This window comes from Paraburkholderia caribensis (genome assembly GCF_002902945.1).
Classification (GTDB): domain Bacteria; phylum Pseudomonadota; class Gammaproteobacteria; order Burkholderiales; family Burkholderiaceae; genus Paraburkholderia; species Paraburkholderia caribensis.
Map to the genome: position 1 here is coordinate 1,178,703 of NZ_CP026102.1, position 20,395 is coordinate 1,199,097.

The 20,395-nt window shown below is 64.5% G+C and carries 24 protein-coding genes; 15 read left to right on the forward strand and 9 right to left on the reverse strand.

Going from position 1 to position 20,395, the window contains the following annotated elements; all coding sequences use genetic code 11:
* Window positions 1-68: 68 nt before the first annotated feature.
* Genes C2L66_RS21705 through cobM form a run of 4 tightly spaced genes read left to right on the forward strand, consistent with a single transcriptional unit; the run spans window position 69 to window position 3,827 of the window.
* Window positions 69-1,274: a bifunctional cobalt-precorrin-7 (C(5))-methyltransferase/cobalt-precorrin-6B (C(15))-methyltransferase gene (locus C2L66_RS21705; protein ID WP_060603025.1), complete on the forward strand. Its 1,206-nt coding sequence runs from the start codon at window positions 69-71 to the stop codon at window positions 1,272-1,274.
* Window positions 1,274-2,374, forward strand: coding sequence for a cobalt-precorrin-5B (C(1))-methyltransferase (locus C2L66_RS21710; protein ID WP_054934688.1), 1,101 nt, complete (start codon window positions 1,274-1,276; stop codon window positions 2,372-2,374). The genes C2L66_RS21705 and C2L66_RS21710 overlap by 1 nt, the downstream gene beginning before the upstream one ends.
* Complete coding sequence (locus C2L66_RS21715) at window positions 2,371-3,108, forward strand: cobalt-precorrin-6A reductase (RefSeq protein ID WP_060603022.1); 738 nt, start codon at window positions 2,371-2,373, stop codon at window positions 3,106-3,108. Before C2L66_RS21710 ends, C2L66_RS21715 begins: the two co-directional genes overlap by 4 nt.
* The gene (gene cobM / locus C2L66_RS21720; RefSeq protein WP_060603020.1) at window positions 3,105-3,827 is read left to right on the forward strand and encodes a precorrin-4 C(11)-methyltransferase; all 723 of its coding nucleotides are present in this window, start codon (window positions 3,105-3,107) and stop codon (window positions 3,825-3,827) included. Before C2L66_RS21715 ends, cobM begins: the two co-directional genes overlap by 4 nt.
* A 91-nt stretch (window positions 3,828-3,918) precedes the next feature.
* Here the strand turns inward: cobM and C2L66_RS21725 are convergent, their stop codons facing one another.
* Window positions 3,919-5,313 (reverse strand): dihydrolipoyl dehydrogenase, encoded by a 1,395-nt coding sequence (locus C2L66_RS21725; protein ID WP_060603018.1) that lies wholly within the window; start codon window positions 5,311-5,313, stop codon window positions 3,919-3,921.
* Window positions 5,314-5,510: 197 nt separating this feature from the next.
* On the opposite strand from C2L66_RS21725, the gene C2L66_RS21730 reads away from it, so the two are divergent.
* From C2L66_RS21730 to C2L66_RS40745, 4 genes are all read left to right on the forward strand, one after another.
* Window positions 5,511-6,527, forward strand: coding sequence for an AraC family transcriptional regulator (locus C2L66_RS21730; protein ID WP_060603015.1), 1,017 nt, complete (start codon window positions 5,511-5,513; stop codon window positions 6,525-6,527).
* A gap of 252 nt (window positions 6,528-6,779) precedes the next feature.
* Window positions 6,780-7,118 (forward strand): DUF4148 domain-containing protein, encoded by a 339-nt coding sequence (locus C2L66_RS21735; RefSeq protein WP_060606778.1) that lies wholly within the window; start codon window positions 6,780-6,782, stop codon window positions 7,116-7,118.
* Between the two features lie 42 nt (window positions 7,119-7,160).
* Window positions 7,161-7,427: a glutaredoxin 3 gene (grxC, locus tag C2L66_RS21740; protein ID WP_060603012.1), complete on the forward strand. Its 267-nt coding sequence runs from the start codon at window positions 7,161-7,163 to the stop codon at window positions 7,425-7,427.
* On the forward strand, window positions 7,424-7,696 hold the full coding sequence (locus C2L66_RS40745; protein WP_158512162.1) for a hypothetical protein: 273 nt from the start codon (window positions 7,424-7,426) through the stop codon (window positions 7,694-7,696). The genes grxC and C2L66_RS40745 overlap by 4 nt, the downstream gene beginning before the upstream one ends.
* A gap of 40 nt (window positions 7,697-7,736) precedes the next feature.
* Here the strand turns inward: C2L66_RS40745 and C2L66_RS21750 are convergent, their stop codons facing one another.
* From C2L66_RS21750 to C2L66_RS21760, 3 genes are all read right to left on the reverse strand, one after another.
* Window positions 7,737-7,973 carry a hypothetical protein gene (locus tag C2L66_RS21750; RefSeq protein ID WP_054934696.1) on the reverse strand — a complete coding sequence of 79 codons (237 nt, stop codon included), beginning with the start codon at window positions 7,971-7,973 and terminating at the stop codon, window positions 7,737-7,739.
* Window positions 7,974-8,004: 31 nt separating this feature from the next.
* Window positions 8,005-9,702 (reverse strand): acid phosphatase, encoded by a 1,698-nt coding sequence (locus tag C2L66_RS21755; RefSeq protein ID WP_060603009.1) that lies wholly within the window; start codon window positions 9,700-9,702, stop codon window positions 8,005-8,007.
* Between the two features lie 296 nt (window positions 9,703-9,998).
* Window positions 9,999-10,703, reverse strand: a complete 705-nt coding sequence (locus tag C2L66_RS21760) for a YceH family protein (protein ID WP_054934698.1) — start codon at window positions 10,701-10,703, stop codon at window positions 9,999-10,001.
* 368 nt (window positions 10,704-11,071) lie between these two features.
* On the opposite strand from C2L66_RS21760, the gene C2L66_RS21765 reads away from it, so the two are divergent.
* Both C2L66_RS21765 and C2L66_RS21770 read left to right on the forward strand, forming a co-directional pair.
* Window positions 11,072-11,497, forward strand: a complete 426-nt coding sequence (locus C2L66_RS21765) for a TOBE domain-containing protein (protein WP_054934699.1) — start codon at window positions 11,072-11,074, stop codon at window positions 11,495-11,497.
* Window positions 11,498-11,851: 354 nt separating this feature from the next.
* Complete coding sequence (locus C2L66_RS21770) at window positions 11,852-12,175, forward strand: winged helix-turn-helix domain-containing protein (RefSeq protein ID WP_035991166.1); 324 nt, start codon at window positions 11,852-11,854, stop codon at window positions 12,173-12,175.
* A gap of 30 nt (window positions 12,176-12,205) precedes the next feature.
* Here the strand turns inward: C2L66_RS21770 and C2L66_RS41705 are convergent, their stop codons facing one another.
* The 5 genes from C2L66_RS41705 to C2L66_RS21790 form a co-directional block, all read right to left on the reverse strand.
* A complete protein-coding gene (locus C2L66_RS41705) occupies window positions 12,206-12,370 on the reverse strand; it encodes a hypothetical protein (protein WP_233445026.1) in 165 nt (54 codons plus the stop codon).
* Complete coding sequence (locus C2L66_RS41710) at window positions 12,367-12,531, reverse strand: hypothetical protein (RefSeq protein ID WP_233445027.1); 165 nt, start codon at window positions 12,529-12,531, stop codon at window positions 12,367-12,369. The genes C2L66_RS41705 and C2L66_RS41710 overlap by 4 nt, the downstream gene beginning before the upstream one ends.
* Window positions 12,528-12,821 (reverse strand): hypothetical protein, encoded by a 294-nt coding sequence (locus tag C2L66_RS21780; RefSeq protein WP_233445028.1) that lies wholly within the window; start codon window positions 12,819-12,821, stop codon window positions 12,528-12,530. The genes C2L66_RS41710 and C2L66_RS21780 overlap by 4 nt, the downstream gene beginning before the upstream one ends.
* Before the next feature lie 42 nt (window positions 12,822-12,863).
* On the reverse strand, window positions 12,864-13,697 hold the full coding sequence (locus C2L66_RS21785) for a DMT family transporter (protein WP_060603007.1): 834 nt from the start codon (window positions 13,695-13,697) through the stop codon (window positions 12,864-12,866).
* A gap of 176 nt (window positions 13,698-13,873) precedes the next feature.
* On the reverse strand, window positions 13,874-15,268 hold the full coding sequence (locus tag C2L66_RS21790) for an FAD-binding oxidoreductase (RefSeq protein ID WP_060603005.1): 1,395 nt from the start codon (window positions 15,266-15,268) through the stop codon (window positions 13,874-13,876).
* A gap of 907 nt (window positions 15,269-16,175) precedes the next feature.
* Here C2L66_RS21790 and C2L66_RS21795 point away from each other — a divergent pair.
* Genes C2L66_RS21795 through C2L66_RS21815 form a run of 5 tightly spaced genes read left to right on the forward strand, consistent with a single transcriptional unit; the run spans window position 16,176 to window position 20,360 of the window.
* A complete protein-coding gene (locus tag C2L66_RS21795) occupies window positions 16,176-17,288 on the forward strand; it encodes an ABC transporter ATP-binding protein (protein ID WP_054934703.1) in 1,113 nt (370 codons plus the stop codon).
* Window positions 17,275-18,381: an ABC transporter ATP-binding protein gene (locus tag C2L66_RS21800; protein ID WP_060603002.1), complete on the forward strand. Its 1,107-nt coding sequence runs from the start codon at window positions 17,275-17,277 to the stop codon at window positions 18,379-18,381. The genes C2L66_RS21795 and C2L66_RS21800 overlap by 14 nt, the downstream gene beginning before the upstream one ends.
* Window positions 18,381-19,274, forward strand: coding sequence for a carbohydrate ABC transporter permease (locus C2L66_RS21805; protein ID WP_035989403.1), 894 nt, complete (start codon window positions 18,381-18,383; stop codon window positions 19,272-19,274). Before C2L66_RS21800 ends, C2L66_RS21805 begins: the two co-directional genes overlap by 1 nt.
* Window positions 19,267-20,079 carry a carbohydrate ABC transporter permease gene (locus C2L66_RS21810; RefSeq protein WP_060602999.1) on the forward strand — a complete coding sequence of 271 codons (813 nt, stop codon included), beginning with the start codon at window positions 19,267-19,269 and terminating at the stop codon, window positions 20,077-20,079. Before C2L66_RS21805 ends, C2L66_RS21810 begins: the two co-directional genes overlap by 8 nt.
* Window positions 20,079-20,360 carry a DUF2160 domain-containing protein gene (locus tag C2L66_RS21815; RefSeq protein ID WP_054934705.1) on the forward strand — a complete coding sequence of 94 codons (282 nt, stop codon included), beginning with the start codon at window positions 20,079-20,081 and terminating at the stop codon, window positions 20,358-20,360. Before C2L66_RS21810 ends, C2L66_RS21815 begins: the two co-directional genes overlap by 1 nt.
* The last annotated feature ends 35 nt before the right edge of the window (window positions 20,361-20,395 follow it).

Genomic DNA, 20,395 nt, shown 5'->3' on the forward strand with positions numbered 1-20,395 from the left:
GATGCCGCAGCCTTGAAACACGGCCCGCAGCAGCGTTTTCAGTACAGCAAGCAGATGAGGATCGACGCATGTCAGCGTGGCTGACCGTAGTGGGAATGGGCGATGACGGTTTTGCCGGCCTGGGGAAAACGGCGCGGCGCGCGTTGATCGACGCGTCGGTGATCTATGGCGGCGAGCGGCATCTGGCGATGCTGCCCGTGTGCCTGTCCGCCGCGCGCGAGCCATGGCCGCATCCGTTCGACATCGCGCCCGTGCTGGCGCGGCGCGACACGCCCGTGTGCGTGCTGGCGAGCGGCGATCCGATGTTCTACGGCGTCGGCGCGACGCTCGCGCGCCACGTTCCCGCCGACGAATTGCGCGTGCTGCCCGCGCCGTCGTCGGTGTCGCTTGCGGCGGCGCGCCTTGGCTGGGCGTTGCAGGATGTGGCGACGGTGTCGCTGGTCGGCCGGCCGCTTGCCGCGTTGCAGATGCATCTGCACGATGGCGCGCGCGTGTTCGTGCTGAGCGCGGACGGCGCGACGCCCGCCGCCGTGGCCGCGTGGCTCGTCGAACGCGGCTTCGGCGCGACGCGCATGATCGTGATGGAACATCTGGGTAGCGCGTCCGAACGCATCGTCGACGCGCGCGCGCACGACTGGTCGATTGGAGAGTCGGCGGCGCTGAACCTGATCGCGCTCGACTGCCGGCGCGATGCGCGGGACGCGCCGCGGCTCGCGCTGACCCCCGGGCTGCCCGACGACGCCTATCGTCACGACAGCCAGCTCACCAAGCGCGACGTGCGCGCGCTGACGCTCGGACGCCTCGCGCCAGCGCCTGGCGAACTGCTATGGGACGTCGGCGCGGGCTGTGGATCGATCGGCATCGAATGGATGCGCGCGCACGCCAGTTGCCGCGCGATAGCCATCGAAGCGAACGGCGAACGTCAGCGTTTCATCGAACACAATCGCGACGCGCTCGGCGTGCCGGGGCTGCAACTGGTCGCTGGCAAGGCGCCCGACGCACTGCATGGCCTGCCCGCGCCGGATGCCATTTTCATCGGCGGCGGCGTGACTGCGCAGGGTGTGCTCGACGGCTGCTGGGGCGCGCTGAAACAAGGCGGGCGGCTGATTGCGAACGCCGTCACCCTCGAAGGCGAGGCGGCGCTCGTCGCGTGGCGCGCGCGGCACGGCGGCGCGCTGACGCGCGTCGCCCTGGCCGAAGCGCAGCCGCTGGGCGGCTTCGAGACGTGGCGCGCCGCGCTGCCAATCACGCTACTCGACACCCGCAAACCGTGATGCGCGACGAAACGCCCGAACAGCCCGCGCCGCTGCGCAGCGGCTACACGACGGGAAGCTGCGCGACGGCGACGTCGCTGGCGGCGGCGCGTTTGCTGCTGTCGGGCGTGGCGAGCGATGTCGCGGAAATCGTGCTGCCGAAAGGCCAGCATGTGCCGATGCCACTCGTCTTCTGCCGCCTGATCGACGGCGGCCAAGGCGGCGCCGAAGCGGGCACCGTCAAGGACGCGGGCGACGATCCCGACGTTACGCATGGCGCGGTGGTGTTCGCGCGCGTGCGTCTCGCGGATCAACCCGGCGTGCGTTTTCATGCCGGGCCGGGCGTCGGCACGGTGACGCGCGCGGGCCTCACGCTGCCCGTCGGCGAGCCGGCCATCAACCCGGTGCCGCGTCAGATGATGACCGCGCATCTGAACGAACTGGCCGCCGAGCATGGTTACGCGGGCGGCTTCGAAGTGACGATAGGCGTCGAGAACGGCGAGGCGCTGGCGCAGAAGACGATGAATCCGCGTCTCGGCATTGTCGGCGGGCTGTCGATACTCGGCACGACGGGCATCGTGCGGCCGTTCTCGTGCTCGGCGTATATCGCGTCGATCCATCAGGGCATCGACGTTGCGCGCGCGAACGGCTATCGGCATATCGCCGCGTGCACGGGCAATGCGAGCGAGGACGCCATGCGCGCTTACTACCGGTTGCCCGATATTGCGCTGATCGAAATGGGTGACTTCGCGGGCGCCGTGCTCAAGCATCTGAAGCGCGCGCCCGTCGACAAGCTCAGCATGTGCGGCGGTTTCGGCAAGCTGAGCAAACTCGCGGCGGGGCATCTCGATCTGCACAGCCGCCATTCGAGCATCGACTTACCGCAACTCGCCGCGTGGTCGGCGCAACATGCCGCGAGCGACGCCGCGTTGCAGGCCGCTATCGTCGGCGCGAACACGAGCCAGGAAGCGCTTGCGATGGCGCGGAAAAAAGGCGTGCCGCTCGGCGATATCGTCTGCGCACGCGCGCGCGACGTGGCGCGCGACATCGTGCCCGCGTCGGTCGAAGTCGAGATGTTTGCGATCGACCGGCAGGGCAACATCATCGGTGTGGCGCGATGAAACGTCTGTTATTGCTCGGCGGCACGGGCGACGCATTGCAGATCGCGCGGCAACTCGGGCGGCAGCATGTCTATAGCCTGGCGGGGCTCGGACGTGTGCCGGACGGGCTGGCGTGTGAAGTACGGGTCGGCGGGTTCGGCGGCAGCGAAGGGCTTGCGCGTTTTATCGAAAGCGAAGGCATTGCGCTCGTGATCGACGCGACGCATCCCTATGCCGCGCAAATGAGCGCGAACGCGGCTGTTGCGTGCCGCGAAGCCAGCGTGCCGTGCTGGGCGCTGCGCCGCGTGGGCTGGACGCCGCAAACGGGCGACGACTGGCGCATGGTAAGCGGCTGGAACGAACTGGTCGATGCGATCCGACCGTTTCGGCGCGTGCTGTTCACGTCGGGGCGCGAGCCGCTCGCGCATCTCGACGAGATACCCGCGCATCAGTACTGGATCGTGCGCTGTCTCGACGCGCATCCGGGCAACGGGCGCGCGCGCATCATCGACGCGCGCGGCCCGTTCGATATCGACGGCGAGCGGGCGCTGTTCGCGCTGAATCACATCGATGTGCTGGTGACGAAGAACAGCGGCGGCGCGGCGACGCAGGCGAAGCTCGAGGTCGCGCGGGAACTGAAGGTGCCGGTCGTGATGATGCGGCGTCCTGCGCTGCCCGAGGTCGATCGGGCGTTCGACAGTCCGGCGCAACTGCTGCGCGCATTGAACGAAGAAGATTGGAGTACTGTGAAATGACGGTGTTTTTTATCGGCGCGGGACCGGGTGATCCTGAACTGATCACGGTGAAGGGGCAGCGCCTGGTGCGTACGTGTCCGGTGATTCTCTATGCCGGTTCGCTTGTGCCGGAAGCTGTGTTGAGCGGGAACGTCGCTGAAAAAGTGGTGAACACGGCCGAGCTCGATCTGGATGGGATCATTGGTCTGCTTGCCGAAGCGCATGCGAAGGGGCAGGACGTCGCGCGCGTGCATTCGGGCGATCCGTCGTTGTACGGCGCGATTGGCGAGCAGATTCGCCGCTTGCGCGCGCTTGGGATTCCGTATGAAATCGTGCCCGGTGTGACGGCGACGGCGGCCTGCGCGGCTGCGCTCGGGGTCGAGCTGACGTTGCCTGATGTGTCGCAGACGTTGATCCTGACGAGATATGCGCGGAAGACTTCGATGCCTGAAGGCGAGCAGCTTGCGGATCTTGCGCGGCATCGCGCGTCGATGGCGATTCATCTTGGGGTGCGCCATATTGCGCTGATTGTCGATGAATTGATGCCTCACTATGGGGGCGACTGTCCCGTCGCGGTGGTGTATCGGGCAAGCTGGCCGGATGAGGAGAAAGTTGTCGGGACGCTTGCTGATATTGTTGAAAAGGTGCAAGCGACGGATATAGAGCGTACCGCGTTGATTCTGGTCGGGCGGGTGCTGGAGGCGGAGGATTTCGCGGAGTCGACTTTGTACTCCAAGTAGGGCGCGCGGGGGGCAAACCTACCTGGCTAACGCCGCACCGCTGCCCCCCGAACCCGAAACCCCCGGCGAAGCCCAGAACCAGACCCCGAAATCACACGGCAGCCAGTTGCGCAGCCGCACTCCTCAACGCGCTCCGCAGACCTTCCTCGACAACAGGATGATAAAAAGGCATCGCGAGCATCGCATCGACGGTCAGCCCCATCTGCAGCGCCCACGAAAGCAGATGCGCGATATGCTCGGCATCCGGCCCGATCCATTCGGCACCCAGGAACCGCCGCGTAGCGCGATCCACGTAGACATGCATCAGCCCGCGGTTGCGCAGCATCACGCGGCTGCGGCCCTGGTCTTCGAAGCTGACTTCACCCGTCACAAACGACCCGTCAGCAAGATCCAGAAACCGCGCACCAACCATCGCAATCCCCGGCTCGGAAAACACCACTGAAATCGCCGCCCGCCGCACAAGCGGCTTCACATCGGGATACCGAGCCGCATTCTCGCCCGCAGCGCGGCCTTCATCCGCCGCTTCGTGCAGGAGCGGCAGCACATCATTTGCATCGCCGGCGATGAACACAGGATGCTTGCCCGCCTGCAACGTCAGCGGATCGAACACAGGCACACCGCGCGCATCGAGCTCGATCGTCGTGTTATGCAACGCGAGCTTGTCCATATTCGGCCGACGGCCTGCCGCAACCAGCACATAATCGAACGTGTCTTCGTGCAATTCCCCCGCGCCATCGCGATAGCGCAAACGCACCGTGTCACCTTCCCGCGTCGCCGCTTCCACCTGCGCGTGGGTCTCGAAGTGAAAAGAATCCTTGAACACATCGCGCGCATAATCCTTGATTGCCGGATCGCTCAACGGCCCAACGCGCCCGCGCGCGCCTAGCATCGTCACGTCGACACCGAGCCACGCAAGCGCCTGACCCAGTTCCAGCCCGATCACGCCCGCGCCGATCACGGCAACCTTGCGCGGCAAGTCATCCCAGGCAAACACGTCGTCGTTGACGATCGCGCGCTCGCCCAGCGCCTGGTACATCGCGGGCACGTACGGCGACGAGCCGGTCGCGATCACGACGCGCTTCGCGTGCACGCGGGTGTGCTCGCCCACTTCGAGCACGGTGTCGTCGATGAACCGCGCGTAGCCGATCAGCCGCTCTGCATCGGGAATGCTTTCCGTCGATTCGACGACGAACCCGACGAAGCGGTCGCGCTCGCGCTTGACGCGCGCCATCACTTCGCGGCCGTCGACCCGCACGGCGCCATCGACATGCACGCCGAACGGCGCCATGCTGCGCGCCGCATGGGCGGCTTCGGCGGCGGCGATCAGCAGCTTCGACGGCATACAGCCGACACGCGCACAAGTCGTCCCGTACGCGCCGCCTTCGATCAGCACGACACTCGCGCCGGCGGCCTTCGCGGCGCGGAAGGCGGACAAGCCCGCGCTGCCCGCGCCAATCACTGCGACATCGATATGAAGCGTCTTCATGATGTTCCTCGCTCTGACGGGCGGTGGCGGAATCAGTGTGCTGTGCCGCGCGCGTCGCTGCCGTCCAGTAGAATCGGTTTGCATTGCACGGCTTCACTGTACGGTCCTGCGTGGGCGTTGCTAATCCTCGAACGATTCAAAAACATGCTTAATCGGCTCAACTCGCGGCTCAACTCGCGGCTCAACCGGCGGCTCGAATGGATCTGCTGAGCCGCTTTCTGTCGCTGATGCCCGTGAGCGGGCGTGTCGACGTTCGCTGCCACTTCGGCGCGCCATGGGCGATCGAAGAAGGCCCGGCGGGCGTGCGCGAGATTCCGTATCACGTGCTGCTGTCGGGGCGCGCGGTGCTCGAAGACGGCAACGGGCCGCCCGAGCATCTGGCCGCGGGCGACATCATCGTGTTTCCAACGGGCAGCCCGCACCGTATCCACGACGGCAGCGGCGCGCCGCCCGTGCCCGTCACGGAGCGGCGCAACATCATGCTGAGCGTCGCGGAGAACAGCGGCACGGGCGACACGGTCGACATCCTGTGCGGCCGCTTCCTGCTCGGCGCCGTGCCGGACCGGCTGCTGCGCGATCACTTGCCGTCACGGCTGGTGGTGCGCAGCGGCGCGCGTACCACCAGCAACGGCGACGCCGCCGCCAATGGCGAACAGCCGGGCGGCGTCGCGGGCTCGCGGCTCGCGCGGCTGATTCAACTGATGCGCGAAGAGGCCACGGACGAATGCCCCGGCAGCGAAACCCTCGTCAATCATCTGTCGGCGGCGCTGTTCGCGTTGACGCTGCGCTTCGCGAGCGAGGCCGCGCATCCGCCGCACGGGCTGCTGGCGCTGGCGGGGCGTCCGCGCTTGCAGGCGGCCCTGTCGGCGATGTTCGAGTCGCCCGGCAAGCCCTGGACGCTCGACCAGTTCGCCGCGCTGTGCAACATGTCGCGCGCAACTTTCGTGCGGCAATTCCAGGAAGCGATCGGCCGCTCGGCAACCGACGTGCTCACGGAAGTCCGCATGACGATTGCGGGCCGCATGCTGCTCGAATCGACCACGCCCGTCGGCGATATCGGCGAGACGGTCGGCTATCAGTCGGAAGCGGCGTTCCAGCGCGTGTTCAAGAAGCAGATCGGCGTGACGCCCGCGCGCTGGCGCGCATCGGGCGGACCCATGCAGCCGGCGCAGGAGGCCGCGGCCGCTGACGCTGCGGCTGACGCGGAGCAATAGAGAATTTCATTAATCGCACAGCATGCGCCGGGGCCTCTGCGACCGGCCGCGAGCGTTGCCCGTCAAGCCTTGCCGCACAAGGCGTCGAGCGATCACCCGGAAGCCGCGCATGGCGCTAGCGGCGCGTGCGCCGAAAAGCCGTGAGCCGATCGAGCATGTTCATGAGACGCGCCGACATTAACGGCCATCCGATGCGCGCCTACAGTTGAGCCATCCCGTCGCCGACGGCAACGCTTCTCAAAGGTGCTCAACATGAAACGCGTCTATCAAGCTCTCGTTCTTGCGGCTGCATTGGGTCTGCCGCTCGCAAGCCACGCTGAAACCCAACCGGCGGCCACGCGCACACAGGTTCGCGCCGAGTTGATCGCCGCGCAGCAAGCCGGCCAGTACCCGCAAAGCGACACCCGCTACCCGGAGCCCGCGAACGATCCGGCCGCTGCGCCGCACGTGTTTCATCGCTCGCATGATCTGATCGCGACTTCGTATGGTCCGTCGGCCAGCGGCAGCGCCGGTTCGGGCTTCCGTGCAGCGCGCGCGCATTCGCTGGCAGGCGCATCGTCCGCATTCGACGACATCTATCGCGGCCAGTAACGCGCCGCATTCAATACGCTCAATACGCTCACGGAGATAACCATGTCCGCAATCACGATCTACACGACTCCGACGTGCCCGTACTGTCTCGCCGCGAAGGCGCTGCTCAAGAAGAAAGGTGTGTCGTACGAGGAAGTCAACGTGCAGGGCGACCGCGCCACGGCGCTTGCATTGATGGAACGCACGGGACGCCGTACGGTGCCGCAGATTTTCGTCGGTGAGACCCATGTGGGTGGTTTCGACGATCTCAACGCGCTGGAAACCGCCGGCAATCTCGATCCGCTGCTCGAAGCGAACGCGGTGCGTTGAGCGCAACGCGCGAGCAGGGCAAGACCCAGCCGCGCACGGCATCACGCCGTGCGCGGCTTTTTGCTGTGCGCCGGCGCGTCATGAACCCACGCGCGGCAAATAGCTGCGGGATGGACGGGCTCGCACTCCTTGCGGACTTCGAATTGCATCGAGCCGTTGCCATGGTCGGTTTCCGCCATCTCGGCGATCGTTTCGCCGCCTTTGATGTTGGCTCCTTCTTGTTACAGGGCTTCGCCTATTTGCCTTTTACGCGCGCAATGGTGTTGTGATGCGTGGATGGCTGGATGGCATGGCGCCACGCTGCCGCGCTCATGGACGGCGCTTTTTCCACGCGTAATCGGCGGGCGGATCGGACGCGCCGGGCTTGCCGACCGAGCGCGGGTTCTCGCTGCAGAGCGTGACGAAGCTCACGTCTTCGCCGGCAGCCTGCTGCTTGCGCAGCGTTTCGGTGAATGCGAGCGCCTGGGTCATCTGGTCGGCGGCGAACCGCTCGAAGCGAGCGGTTCCCGTCGACGTGCCTTGTTCCAGCCAATACACGACGAACATGTGTTTCCTTTCATACGGCTTCGCAACGGCATCACGCGAGATCGAGCGCGCCCGTCAGATCGCCGATGGGCGTCAGCCCATTCTGCACGAACGCGCGGTCACGCAGCGCGACGCCATCGAGCGGCGCCAGGCCATGCACGCGGCTGATCAGACGCAGGATGGAGTTGGTGTCGTACACGCTGTGATCGACATAGCCCTTCTTCGCGAGCGGCGAAATGACGAGCGCGGGAATGCGAGAGCCCGGCCCCCAGCGGTCGCCCTTGGGAGGCGCGACGTGATCCCACCAGCCGCCGTTTTCATCGTGCGTGACGACGATCACGGTGTTCTGCCATTGCGGGCCGCGCTGGATATGCTCGATGACGTTCGCGATATGCCGGTCGCCGGACTCGACGTCCGCGTAGCCCGCGTGCATGTTCAGATTGCCCTGCGGCTTGTAGAAGGTCACAGCGGGCAGGCGTCCCGCGTCGACATCGGCGATGAAGCGGTTGGTGGACGCGTCGTCGCCAACGCCGCCGTCGCGCAGATGCCGCGCGCGTGCCGCCGTGCCTGGCGCGAAGTTCGCGAAGTAGTTGAACGGCTGATGGTGATACTGGAAGTCGGGCACGGCACCCGTATCGCGATGATCGAGCGCGTATTGCCAGGCGCCGCTATACCACGCCCAGTCGACGCCCTTGTCGCTCAGCCGGTCGCCGATCGTCGCGTAGCGCTGCGGCGGCAGCACCTTTGGGTCGGCCGGATTGGCGAGCGCGGGGTCGCCGCCCTCGGCGGGCCGCACCATGCTCGGCTGATAGGGCGGCGCCATCGTGTTGACTGCATAGCCGTCGGGCGTGAACAGGCCGTCGCTGACGAACACAGGCGGCCCGTCGAGGGCCGTCTTCGGCGAATTGGGCGCCTGCTTCAGGCGCGTGCCCGTCGGGTCGTCGCCTTCGACGACGGACACGAGTTTCTTCCCCGGGCCGTTGCCGATGTCCGGCACGAGCGGCGCCTGCGCGGAAATCAGAAAGATGTGGTTTAGCCACGAGCCGCCGAACGCCGCCATGAAGAAGTTGTCGCACAGCGTGTACTGCTGCGCGAGCGCCCACAGCTTCAGCGATTCGCCGGAACTGCGGTAATGGCCCATCACGAGGCCGCCCGAATCGCCCCACGCGGCGAATTGATTGTTGCGGCCCGCGTTGATCTGCATCTGGTTCTGATAGAAGCGGTGCACGAGGTCGCGGGTGATCACGCTGTTCGGCAGCGGCGCGCCGTGCGCGTCGGTCAGATGGAATGGCTGGTTCCGCAATCCGGTGATATCGCGCTCGGCAATCATGTAGCGCTTGCCGTCGACCTCCTGCGCTTGCGGCACGAGTCCGCCCCAGATTTTCGGCAACGTGGCGAGCGGCGTGTTGCCGTCGCGGTCCAATTGCACGTAGCGCTCGGGCGTGACGGCGGACAGCGGATACTGTACGCCCGGGAAGTTGCCGTACAGGTTGGCGAAGCTGCGGTTCTCCGCGTAGATCACGACGATGCGCTTGACCTGATCGCGCAACGCGGCGTCAAGCCGGGCGTCGGCCGCGCTGCGCGGCGCGCCCGTCGAGGCGCTGTCGACTGACTGGCAGCCCGCCAGCGCTAGGCCGAGGCCCGCTGCTGCAAGCCCGGTGAGGACGCGGCGGCGGTCGGGATCGTCCGGGCGGTCGTCGGTGGGCAGGTCGGCAGCAGCGGGCGGATTGGGGGCGTCGTGCTCGTTCATCGGTCAGTCTCCTGGCACAGTGAATCGCAAAAATGGGCAAAGCGGGGCAGGGCGCAAGGCGGCGCGCCCTGGCGTCGGCCGCGCGCCAACCGCATCGTCGCATTCGTTCAGGGCGCTTCGCAACCCGTTTAGCGGCCTGGCGGGTGGCTGGTGGGTGCGTGGTCAGGCAAGGGTTTGCGTTCTGGATAGCTTGTCGATCTGACCTGGCTCAGCCATCCGTCGGGCCAGGCCACACGTTGATGGCGCGCCGGCGGTTCGCCGCGATCATGCACGGCAAACCGGTTCGATTCCAGTGGTTACACGCTTCCGTTCAGGTCATCGAGCGGCACGCCGAGTTCGCCCGCGAGGCGCGTCACAAGTGCCTCGAGCCGTTCGACGCGCTCGCTCAGCTCGCGCTGCTGCGCGCGCAGCCCTTCGAGCTCGCCGGGTGGCAGCGGATCGTCGGAGAGTGCCCCGGCGCCGATCTGCTCGGCCGTCGGCTCGCCGCACAGCAGATGCATCCAGCGGCTCTCGCGCTCGCCCGGCGTGCGCGCCAGCTTGACGACGCGCGGCGGCACATTGGCGGCGAGTTCTTCGAGAAACGCCTCGACGGACGACGTATCGGCGAAGCTGTGCAGGCGCGCGGTGGCGAGCCGCAGTTCGGCGGCCGTCTGCGGGCCGCGCAACAACAGCGCGGTCAGCAGCGCCGCCGACTGGCGCGGCAGTCCGAGCACCCGCTCCATGTTGTGCTCGAAGCGCGGCACGCGGCTGCTGCTGCCTTCGAGCACCAGCGAAAGGCGCTTCATGGAGTTGATCGCGTCGAGAATCTCGGATTCGCTGACGTTCATCACGGGCGAGCGCGAGGTCTTCTGATTGCAGCCCGACGCGAGGGAATTGAGCGACAGCGGATAGGTGTCGGGTACGGTGTGCTGCTTCTCGAACAGCACGCCCAGCACGCGGGCTTCGAGCGGCGTCAGGGCGCGCATGGCGGGGCGCGGGGTATCGTCGGTGGTGGAATTCATGGGCAATGGACTCGATAGAAGGCCGCGTGTGCAACGGCGCGAGCACACGGGCTCGCGCGTTAGCATAGTCTATTGCCCCGGCGGCGGGACCGGAAGTGTCCGGCCGTCGCTGCGTTGCGGGCGCTACCGCATGTCGTAGGGGTCGTCGGGCATGTCGAAGACGGTATCGTCCACGTCGAGTTCGATCGAACAGTTGTCCGCTGGATATGAGCGACCAGGATGCCACTGTCCCGTCGAGCACGCGTCACGTCGCGCGCCGTGCGGGCCCGCCGTGCCGATGACAGGCTGTCACAGGCCGCGCGGTACACTGCAGGCTTGCCATTCGTCCATACTGAACGACACACAGGTGCCACCCAAAGGAGAGTCGCATGCGTACCAGCGCCCGTAATCATTTCGCCGGCCAGGTCACGGCCGTCAAGGCCGGCGCCGTCAACGACGAAATCACGCTCCGCACTCAGGACGGACTCGAAATCGTCGCCGTCATCACGCACGGCAGTGCGTCGTCGCTCGGACTCGCGGCGGGCAAGCCGGCGTTCGCGCTCGTCAAGGCGTCGTCGGTGATCGTGATGGTCGATGCCGACAGCAGCAAGGTGTCGGCGCGCAACTGCATCGCGGGCACGGTCGCGTCGGTCACGAAGGGCGCCGTCAACAGCGAGGTCATCATCTCGTCGGCAGGCGGCGCGCAGGTCGCCGCGATTGTCACCAACGACAGCGTCGAGCGTCTCGGCCTTGCCAGCGGCAAGGCGGCCGCCGCGATCTTCAAGGCTTCGAGCGTGATCGTCGGCGTCGACTGAGCGCCAGTCAAGCATCGGATAGGCGCCGACGCGCTGCGGCAGCACGCACGCCTGACGGCCGATCCATTCGACCTGCGCTGCTACACGACGAACCGCTACGACGAAGGCGCGCCCATCCTGTTTTCAGCGGCTGACATTCTGCCCGCGTCGCGTCATGTGAAACGGCTCGGGCTCGTGCTCGAGCTTTGATGCGGTCGCGGTGGCCATCGCCGTGAACGTGAGCATGAGCCGCGGCGCACGGGTGCAAGTGCCGATTGAATTCCAGCATATGGCATCGTGTATGCTTGCGCGCATGAGTCAACGGCGAACAACATGAAGACATCGGCACATCCGAAGCCCGAAGTGCGCTTCAGAATGCGCATTCAGCAGGAAGACACGATCGCGCTGGGACCGGGAAAGGTCGCGCTGCTCGAAGCGGTGCGTGAGCATGGTTCGATTTCGGCGGCGGCGCGCAGCCTGAACATGTCGTATCGGCGCGCCTGGCTGTTGATGGATGAATTGAACCGCTCGCTGAAATCCCCCGCGACGGTATCCGAGCATGGCGGCCAGAGCGGCGGCGGCAGCGCGCTCACGCCCGTCGGTGAGGAGATCATCCGGCTCTATCGCGGCATCGAAGCGCAGGCATACGCCGCCTGTGCCGACGATATCGCCGCGCTCACGAAGATGGTGCGGCGTTGATCGGCGAGTGATTTCGATGTCGCGTGAAGCCTAGCCGTGGCGCAGGCAGAAGCGCGGCGCTCCACCCGATTGGGTGTTCGTCTGCGCATCGGCATTGAGCCGCCCGATCAGTTCGACGAAGCTCGCGACGCTCGCGGTGCGCAGCGGATGCCACGCAATGTGGCTGCGTTCGCAGACTCGCTTGAGCATGTTCATCGAGTCGTGATCGATGCAGTCGAACCCGGCCTTCCGCCCACATACACGATACGCATGCGTTCCAGAATCGCCAGCGAGGCCGAACGCCCGGACGGGTCGTCGCCCGCCGTGGCCTGAAGCGTGCGTTCCAATGCGCTCGCTTCGGCTTGCAGCGTCTTCATGAGCGCGTCCATTTCATCGGGCCGCGCGCGCAACGCGCGGCTTGCGCTTCGTTTGCGAGCATCGACAGCAATTCGCGCAGCGACGCAGAAGAAAGGCCGCCGGCCATCGACGCAGTGTCCCGCGTCGCCGCGAACATCTGCACGAAGCGCGTGACGCTGCTGCGTAGACGCTGGAACGCATCGACTACGTCACGAATCTGCTGCGCGCGCACGTCGGCCGACATCGGCTTGAGCGTGCTGATTTTCCCGGATAGCGCATCCGTTGGCGCATCGCGACGAGTGCTGCCCACCCCGATCTCCGTCAAACGGCGATTCGACCGTTGATTCGATACTCAGCGGCGGCTGATCGCAAGCGCGATGCCGCCGAGTATCGCGGCCGCGCTCAATGCGATTCGCGCGGTCAGCGGTTCGCCGAGCAGCACGATGCCGCCCACGGCGGCGATCAGCGGCACGCTCAGTTGCACGGTTGCGGCCGTGGCGGCCTTGATTTCCTTCAACGCGGCGTACCAGATCACATAGCCGACACCCGACGTCAACGCGCCGGATATCGCCGCGAAAAGCAGACCCGTTCTGTCGATCGATGCGCGCGCAAACATCGCGGCGCTGATCGCCGCCGCGAACGGGATGGCGCGCATGAAATTCCCTGCCGTGGTGGCCGTCGGATCGGCGGCGCGTTTGCCGCGCAGCGAATACGCGCCCCAGGCGACGCCCGCGCACAGCATCAGCAGCGACGCCAGCAGTGGCGGCGCGCTCACGCCGGGCAGCACGAGCCCGACGAGCCCCGCGAGCGCGCATGCGAGACCCGTCCATTGCAGCATGCGCAGATGTTCGCCGCGCCAGAGTGCGTAGCCGATCATCGTCGCCTGCACCGCGCCGAATAGCAGCAGCGCACCCGTTCCCGCCGACAGCGATACATAGGCGAACGAGAACGCCGCCGCGTAGACGAATAGCGCGAAAGCCGAAAGCCAGTTACCGGAGATGGCTTGCGACGGGCTGCGGCTGCGCAGAATGATCCACAACACGATAGCCGCTGACACGATGCGCACGGACGTAAACGTCGCGGGATCGATCGACGTACCCTTCAACGCGATGCGGCATAGCAGCGAATTGCCCGCGAAGGCGAACATGGCGACGATCGTCAGCAAGGCGATGCGCATGCGCGGCATGGTGCGTTGGGCGCGTTGAGCGGAAAAGGAGCGTGATGGGCGTGCACGCTACTTTAGCGTGAGGCGCTGCAGCCGCGCATGACGCGGTGCAATGTGAAGAGAACAGAGGCGTTGAAAAGCAATGCCGGACAGCAACGCCACCACGATTGCTATCCGGCACGTCACACACGCGGCGTTCAGGCCATGGCGGATGGCTTGATGTTCTGGTTATGGCGGAACAGGTTCTGCGGATCGTAACGGTCTTTCACTGCGACGAGCCGCTCGTAGTTCGGACCATAGGCCGCGCCCACGCGCGCGGATTCTTCTTCCGTCATGAAGTTCACGTACACGCTGCCGAGCGCGAACGGCGCCGATGCGTCGAAGAACGCGCGCGACCATGCAATGCAGCGCTCGTCGTCGGCGGCTTCCGTCCAGCGGCCATGCACGTTCATCACGTACTTCGCGTCGCGATTCGAGTAAGCCGTCGCATCGGGCGCCGCGCGCATCGTCTGCCCGCCGATCGCGCCGAAAAAGATCTCGCACTGAGGCGAAGGCAGATTGGCGATGGCATCGACGAACGCGTCGATCAGGCCGTCGTCGAGCGTTGCGAGATTGTGCGACTTCCAGTAGTTGCGCGCGCCCGGCGTCAGTAGCGGATCGAAGGCCTGTTGCCACGCGGTGAACGGCATCGGTCCGAGATGTTCGCCGTAGGGCGTGCCGAACTTGCGCACTTCATCGACCACGGCTGGACCGTTCGCGACAGGGCCCGTGTAGCAGACCGCAAACGCGATGATCGGCTTGCCGTGCACCTCGGCGGGCAGGAAGGGCAGCGGCGGCGCGAAGCGCGCGACGGCCCAGACAGTCAACTCGTCGGGCCAGGTTTCGAACGCAGTGCGGTATTTGACGAGCGCGTCGCGCGCCTGGTCCATTGGCAGCACGACGAGGCCGCCGTAGACCTCGGGTCCCACTTCGTGCAGCTTGAACTCGAACATCGTGACGACGCCGAAATTGCCGCCTCCGCCGCGAATCGCCCAGAACAGATCTTCATGCGAATCGGCGTTGCAGCGGATCAATTCGCCGTTGGCGGTAACGACGTCAGCGGAAATCAGGTTGTCCACCGTCATCCCAAAGCGCCGGCTGATCCAGCCGAACCCGCCGCCGAGCGTGAGGCCCGCGACGCCCGTCGTCGAATTGATGCCGAGCGGCGTGGCGAGCCCGAAGGCTTGCGCTTCGTGATCGAAGTCGCGCAACAGACAGCCCGGCTCGACATAGGCGCGGCGCGCGACGGGATCGATGCGCGCCGACTTCATCTGCGACAGGTCGATCACCATGCCGTCGTCGCATACGGCGCTGCCTGCGATATTGTGGCCGCCGCCGCGCACGGCGAGCAGCAACTTGTTGTCGCGCGCGAAATTGACGGCGCGACGAACATCGGCCGTGCCTGCGCAGCGAACGATGATCGCGGGGCGACGGTCGATCATTCCATTCCAGATGCTGCGTGCTTCATCGAACGTTGGATCGCCGGGCAATACGACCTGGCCCCGCGTGAGAGCTTTGAATTCGTCGATTGCACTGCTGGACAGATTCGCCATGCTACACCTCCGGTACGGACAAACAACGTCCGAACCCCTCGATCATGTCTGATCAAAGTAGTTCGGACGACCTGGCTTTCGTTCAGTAAACGAGGCTGGCCGGCGCGCACAAATTAACGTATACCCGCACGCCTTCGCGTGTCATCCGGGTTCCTTTGAATACGGGCTCGAACGGGTGAAAAGCCCGCAAAACAAGGCACTTTCCGCACGGACTCACGGATGGAGTGCTTCGTAAATAGCGAGTCCGGCTCGCGCCTCACTCACGCCGCGACGTTTCGCCCATGCACCAAATCAACCACGTGAAACCCTAAGCCTGCTGTCTTTTTCATCGCGCGAGAATCGAACGCATGCGATTGACTCGCGCACACGAGGTGCGGATAGCCGGACGGCCCGTTTCGACAGGTCAGACGAACCCGGCAGCTGCTCCAGCCTGTGGTTTGTCTTCTGTTACGCTGACCGCCAACTTTCCATCTGTAAGTAAAACGGCGTCAATGCGTAATAGATTGTTCTACTGGCCGTAAGTACAGTAGATGGCAGTTGTTCACGTTTTGTATGGTTAACCCCGATTTAAACGTAAACGAACAAAAGAGAACATTGTTGCTGTTGTTTTGATTTCCTTTTTGAACATGGGTCGTGTGGCCTGTTTTTGAAGTACCCGAATAAGAAAAGCATCGGGACAATGGATCGACAACGGCTTCTCCGGCGCCCCTGGGCGCTATCCCTTGCCCTGCCTCTCGTCAGCAACCCGGGCCGCGCCTTGCGGCGCCCGGCGTATGCGAACGCCGTATCCGAATCATTGCTGTAGCCGTACCCAAGCATCTGCATTGGCATCGACGCCGCGGTTGAACACAGAACAAGCAGAAGAAGAGCGAAGCTGCAACAGAAGCATCGAACAAAGGAGAGCAATTTGGTTTTGGAACTCGAGCGGGTCACCGTCGTTTCGGGCGGGCTGACGCATCTATACGGCGTCGATCTGCGGCTCGTCCCGGGGGCGATCAATGTGCTGCTGGGTCCCACTCAGGCAGGCAAGACCACGTTGATGCGCGTGATGGCAGGACTCGACAGGCCCACGACGGGGCGCGTGCTGGCCGACGGCCAGGACGTGACGGGCGTGAGCGTGCGTCAGCGCAATCTCGCGATGGTCTATCAGCAGTTCATCAACTATCCCGCGATGACGGTGTTCGACAACATCGCTTCGCCGCTGAAGCTGCAAAAGACGGAAGCGGGTGAGATACGCCGCCGCGTGAACGAGGTCGCGTCGAAGCTGCATATCGAGCATCTGCTCGACCGGCGTCCCGGCGAACTGTCGGGTGGCCAGCAGCAACGTTGCGCATTGGCGCGCGCACTCGTCAAGCGCACGTCGCTGGTGCTGCTCGACGAGCCGCTTGTGAATCTCGACTACAAGTTGCGCGAGGAGTTGCGCGCCGAACTCACGACACTCTTCTCCGACGGCAAGACCACGGTCGTATACGCGACGACCGATCCGCTCGAAGCGTTGCTGCTAGGCGGCTACACGGCCGTCGTCGACAAGGGCCGCGTGCTGCAATTCGGCCCGACGCTCGACGTCTACAACGCACCGGCGAACGTCGATGTGGCCGCCGTTTTCAACGATCCGCCCATGAACATGCTGACGAGCGAACTGCTGGAGAACGGCGACGCGCGTCTGCCCATCGGCATCGACGTGCCCGTGCGCCGCGCGGCGGCGACAGCTGTCGGAACGGGCACTTGCCGGATCGGCATCCGGCCCGGCCACTTGCGTCTTGCGCCGCGCAACGCGCATTCGTTTGCCGTGCCCTGTCTGCTCGAACTCGCCGAACTGAGCGGCTCGGAAACGTACCTTCACTTGCATACGCGTCACGGCGGCATCGATCTCGTCGCGCAGTTGCAAGGCGTGCATCAGATCGCGCTCGGCACGCAGCTCGACGTTTATATCGACCCCGACGAACTGTTCGTGTTCGGCGCGGACGCCAATCTTGTCGCGCGTCCCAAGGTGCAGGAGGTGGCATATGGCGCGCATTGAGTTTCAGAATCTCGGTCACGCGTACCGGCCCAACCCCGCCTCGCTCGACGACTACGCACTGCAGCCGATGAGCATGGTGTGGGAAGACGGCGGCGCTTACGCGCTGCTCGGTCCTTCGGGTTGCGGCAAGTCGACGTTGCTCAATATCGTGTCGGGCCTGTTGACGCCGTCGGAAGGCAAAGTGCTTTTCAATGGACGCGATGTCACCCTGCAAGGCGCGCGCGAACGCAATATCGCCCAGGTCTTCCAGTTTCCGGTGATCTACGACACGATGACCGTGTTCGACAATCTCGCCTTTCCGCTGCGCAATCGCGGGCTGCCTGCCGCCGAAGTCCGCACGCGCGTGCATGAAGTGGCCGACATTCTCGACATGGCGCGTGAGTTGCCGCGCAAGGCAAGCAATCTGTCGGCGGATGCAAAGCAGAAGATTTCGCTTGGACGCGGACTGGTACGCAAGGACGTGGCGGCGATTCTGTTCGACGAACCGCTGACCGTCATCGATCCGCACATGAAATGGATGCTGCGGCGTCAGCTGAAGAAGATCCACCAGCAATTGAAGCTCACGCTGATCTACGTGACGCACGATCAGGTCGAGGCGCTGACATTCGCGGACGAAGTGGTCGTGATGACGAATGGCCGCGTCGTGCAAAAGGGTGGGCCGGAAGCGTTGTTTCTTCGTCCCGATCACGCGTTTGTCGGCTATTTCATCGGTAGTCCAGGGATGAACCTGTGTCCCGTGAGTCTCGATGAAGGCGCGATCAAGCTGGGCTCGCAGCGCGTCACTGTCGACGCGAGTACGCTCGCGACGCTCAAAAGCACGAATGGCGATCTCAAGCTCGGCATTCGGCCCGAGTTCGTGCGTCTTGCCGGCGACGGCGAAGCGGGCGCAGTCCGCGCGCAAGTCACGCGCGCGCAGCAGCTCGGCAACTACCAGCTCGTGACGGCGAACTGCGAAGGTCACGTATTCAACGCGAAGATGGAGCCGGGTTTGCGTGTGATGGATGGCCCCGTGTGGTTGCGCGTCGCTGCGCCCGAAACCGTCTATTTCAGCAACGACGAACGCATTGCGGTGCGAGCCGCAGGAGGCGCGTGATGAACAAGCCGCTCAACCAGAAGGCGTGGCTGCTCGTCGTGCCTGTTTTCATCTGCGTCGCGTTCTCAGCGATCCTGCCGCTGATGACGGTCGTCAACTACTCCGTTCAGGACATCATCAGCCCGACGCAGCATGTGTTCGTCGGTACGGAGTGGTTTCGCAACATCATGACCGATCCCGATCTGCGCGGTGCATTGGGCAGGCAGATCATTTTCTCGGCCTGCGTGCTGCTGTTCGAGATTCCGCTCGGCGTCGGGCTGGCACTCGCGATGCCGGCGTCCGGCTGGCGTGCATCGGCGGCGCTCGTGGTGCTCGCGATGCCGCTGCTGATTCCATGGAATGTGGTCGGCACGATCTGGCAGATCTTCGGCCGGCCCGATATCGGTTTGCTCGGCTATGTGCTCAATCGCATCGGCGTCGACTACAACTACACGGCGAGTCCGACCGACGCGTGGGTCACGGTGCTGGTGATGGATATCTGGCACTGGACGCCGCTCGTTGCATTGCTCTGCTATGCGGGTCTGCGCGCCATTCCCGATGCCTTTTATCAGGCCGCGGAAATCGACGGTGCAAGCCGTTTCGCGGTGTTTCGCTATATCCAGTTGCCGAAGATGCGCGGCGTACTGATGATTGCCGTGCTGTTGCGCTTCATGGACAGCTTCATGATCTATACGGAGCCATTCGTGCTGACGGGCGGCGGCCCGGGCGACTCGACCACATTCCTTAGCCAGTACCTGACGCAAAAGGCCGTCGGTCAATTCGATCTTGGACCCGCGGCGGCTTTCTCGTTGATCTACTTCCTGATCATCCTGTTGCTCTGCTTCATTCTCTACAACTGGATGGAGCGCGTAGGCAAGGGCGGTCCTGCAACGACGGGAGAAGACAATGCGTGACAACCGCCGCTGGATACGCGCGCTGGTCCTGCTCGGCTATATCGCGTTCGCGTTGATTCCTTTGTACTGGATGCTGTCGATATCGCTGCGCACCAACGAGGAAACGATGTCGGCGTTCTCGATCTGGCCGCACCAGGTGACATTCGAGAACTTCAAGGTGATCTTCACCGACCCGTCGTGGTACTGGGGCTACATCAATTCGATCGTTTATGTATTGATGAATACGGTGATGTCGGTGCTGGTCGCATTGCCGGCCGCGTACGCGTTCTCGCGCTATCGCTTTCTCGGTGACAAGCACATGTTCTTCTGGCTGCTCACCAACCGGATGACGCCGCCCGCCGTGTTCCTGTTGCCGTTCTTCCAGCTCTATTCGAGCGTCGGACTGATGGACACGTATGTCGCCGTCGCGCTCGCACACATGCTGTTCAATGTGCCGCTCGCAGTGTGGATACTCGAAGGTTTCATGTCGGGTGTTTCGCGTGAAATCGACGAGACCGCTTATATCGACGGCTATTCATTTCCGGCGTTCTTCATCAAGATTTTTCTTCCCTTGATCAAGTCGGGTGTCGGCGTGACGGCGTTCTTCTGCTTCATGTTCAGCTGGGTCGAACTGCTGCTCGCGCGCACGCTGACCACCGTCAACGCAAAGCCGATTGCCGCCGTGATGACGCGCACGGTATCGGCGGCGGGGATGGATTGGGGCGTGCTGTCCGCGGCGGGCGTGCTGACCATCATTCCCGGCGCGCTCGTCATTTACTTCGTGCGCAACTACATCGCGAAGGGCTTCGCGATGGGGAGAGTGTGATGTTCACGTGGATGTACTGGACACCCGAAGTCGCGATCTTCTTCGGCTGCGTCGTCGCGATGCTCGCGGGCATGACGCTGTGGGAGATGCGTGCGCCGACTATCGAACGCAAAGGCTTTTTGCCGATTGCGACGACGCGTGGCGACAGGCTCTTTATCGGACTGTTGACGGCCGCTTATGTGAATCTCGCGTGGATTGCGATCAGCGGCGAAGGCGCGAGCGCATGGCCGGGCTTTGCGGCGTCTGTCGTCGTGCTGCTCGCCATCATGTGGAAGGGATAAAGCGTCAAGAATAAACCGGTTTCGTTGATGCCCCG

Excerpts from the sequence above, each read along its gene's own strand:
- C2L66_RS21705 (WP_060603025.1), top strand. The coding sequence starts at position 69 with ATGTCAGCGTGGCTGACCGTAGTGGGAATGGGCGATGACGGTTTTGCC.
- C2L66_RS21710 (WP_054934688.1), top strand. The coding sequence starts at position 1,274 with ATGCGCGACGAAACGCCCGAACAGCCCGCGCCGCTGCGCAGCGGCTAC.
- C2L66_RS21715 (WP_060603022.1), top strand. The coding sequence starts at position 2,371 with ATGAAACGTCTGTTATTGCTCGGCGGCACGGGCGACGCATTGCAGATC.
- cobM (WP_060603020.1), top strand. The coding sequence starts at position 3,105 with ATGACGGTGTTTTTTATCGGCGCGGGACCGGGTGATCCTGAACTGATC.
- C2L66_RS21725 (WP_060603018.1), bottom strand. The coding sequence starts at position 5,313 with ATGAAGACGCTTCATATCGATGTCGCAGTGATTGGCGCGGGCAGCGCG.
- C2L66_RS21730 (WP_060603015.1), top strand. The coding sequence starts at position 5,511 with ATGGATCTGCTGAGCCGCTTTCTGTCGCTGATGCCCGTGAGCGGGCGT.
- C2L66_RS21735 (WP_060606778.1), top strand. The coding sequence starts at position 6,780 with ATGAAACGCGTCTATCAAGCTCTCGTTCTTGCGGCTGCATTGGGTCTG.
- grxC (WP_060603012.1), top strand. The coding sequence starts at position 7,161 with ATGTCCGCAATCACGATCTACACGACTCCGACGTGCCCGTACTGTCTC.
- C2L66_RS21750 (WP_054934696.1), bottom strand. The coding sequence starts at position 7,973 with ATGTTCGTCGTGTATTGGCTGGAACAAGGCACGTCGACGGGAACCGCT.
- C2L66_RS21755 (WP_060603009.1), bottom strand. The coding sequence starts at position 9,702 with ATGAACGAGCACGACGCCCCCAATCCGCCCGCTGCTGCCGACCTGCCC.
- C2L66_RS21760 (WP_054934698.1), bottom strand. The coding sequence starts at position 10,703 with ATGAATTCCACCACCGACGATACCCCGCGCCCCGCCATGCGCGCCCTG.
- C2L66_RS21765 (WP_054934699.1), top strand. The coding sequence starts at position 11,072 with ATGCGTACCAGCGCCCGTAATCATTTCGCCGGCCAGGTCACGGCCGTC.
- C2L66_RS21770 (WP_035991166.1), top strand. The coding sequence starts at position 11,852 with ATGCGCATTCAGCAGGAAGACACGATCGCGCTGGGACCGGGAAAGGTC.
- C2L66_RS41705 (WP_233445026.1), bottom strand. The coding sequence starts at position 12,370 with ATGAACATGCTCAAGCGAGTCTGCGAACGCAGCCACATTGCGTGGCAT.
- C2L66_RS41710 (WP_233445027.1), bottom strand. The coding sequence starts at position 12,531 with ATGAAGACGCTGCAAGCCGAAGCGAGCGCATTGGAACGCACGCTTCAG.
- C2L66_RS21785 (WP_060603007.1), bottom strand. The coding sequence starts at position 13,697 with ATGCCGCGCATGCGCATCGCCTTGCTGACGATCGTCGCCATGTTCGCC.
- C2L66_RS21790 (WP_060603005.1), bottom strand. The coding sequence starts at position 15,268 with ATGGCGAATCTGTCCAGCAGTGCAATCGACGAATTCAAAGCTCTCACG.
- C2L66_RS21800 (WP_060603002.1), top strand. The coding sequence starts at position 17,275 with ATGGCGCGCATTGAGTTTCAGAATCTCGGTCACGCGTACCGGCCCAAC.
- C2L66_RS21805 (WP_035989403.1), top strand. The coding sequence starts at position 18,381 with ATGAACAAGCCGCTCAACCAGAAGGCGTGGCTGCTCGTCGTGCCTGTT.
- C2L66_RS21810 (WP_060602999.1), top strand. The coding sequence starts at position 19,267 with ATGCGTGACAACCGCCGCTGGATACGCGCGCTGGTCCTGCTCGGCTAT.
- C2L66_RS21815 (WP_054934705.1), top strand. The coding sequence starts at position 20,079 with ATGTTCACGTGGATGTACTGGACACCCGAAGTCGCGATCTTCTTCGGC.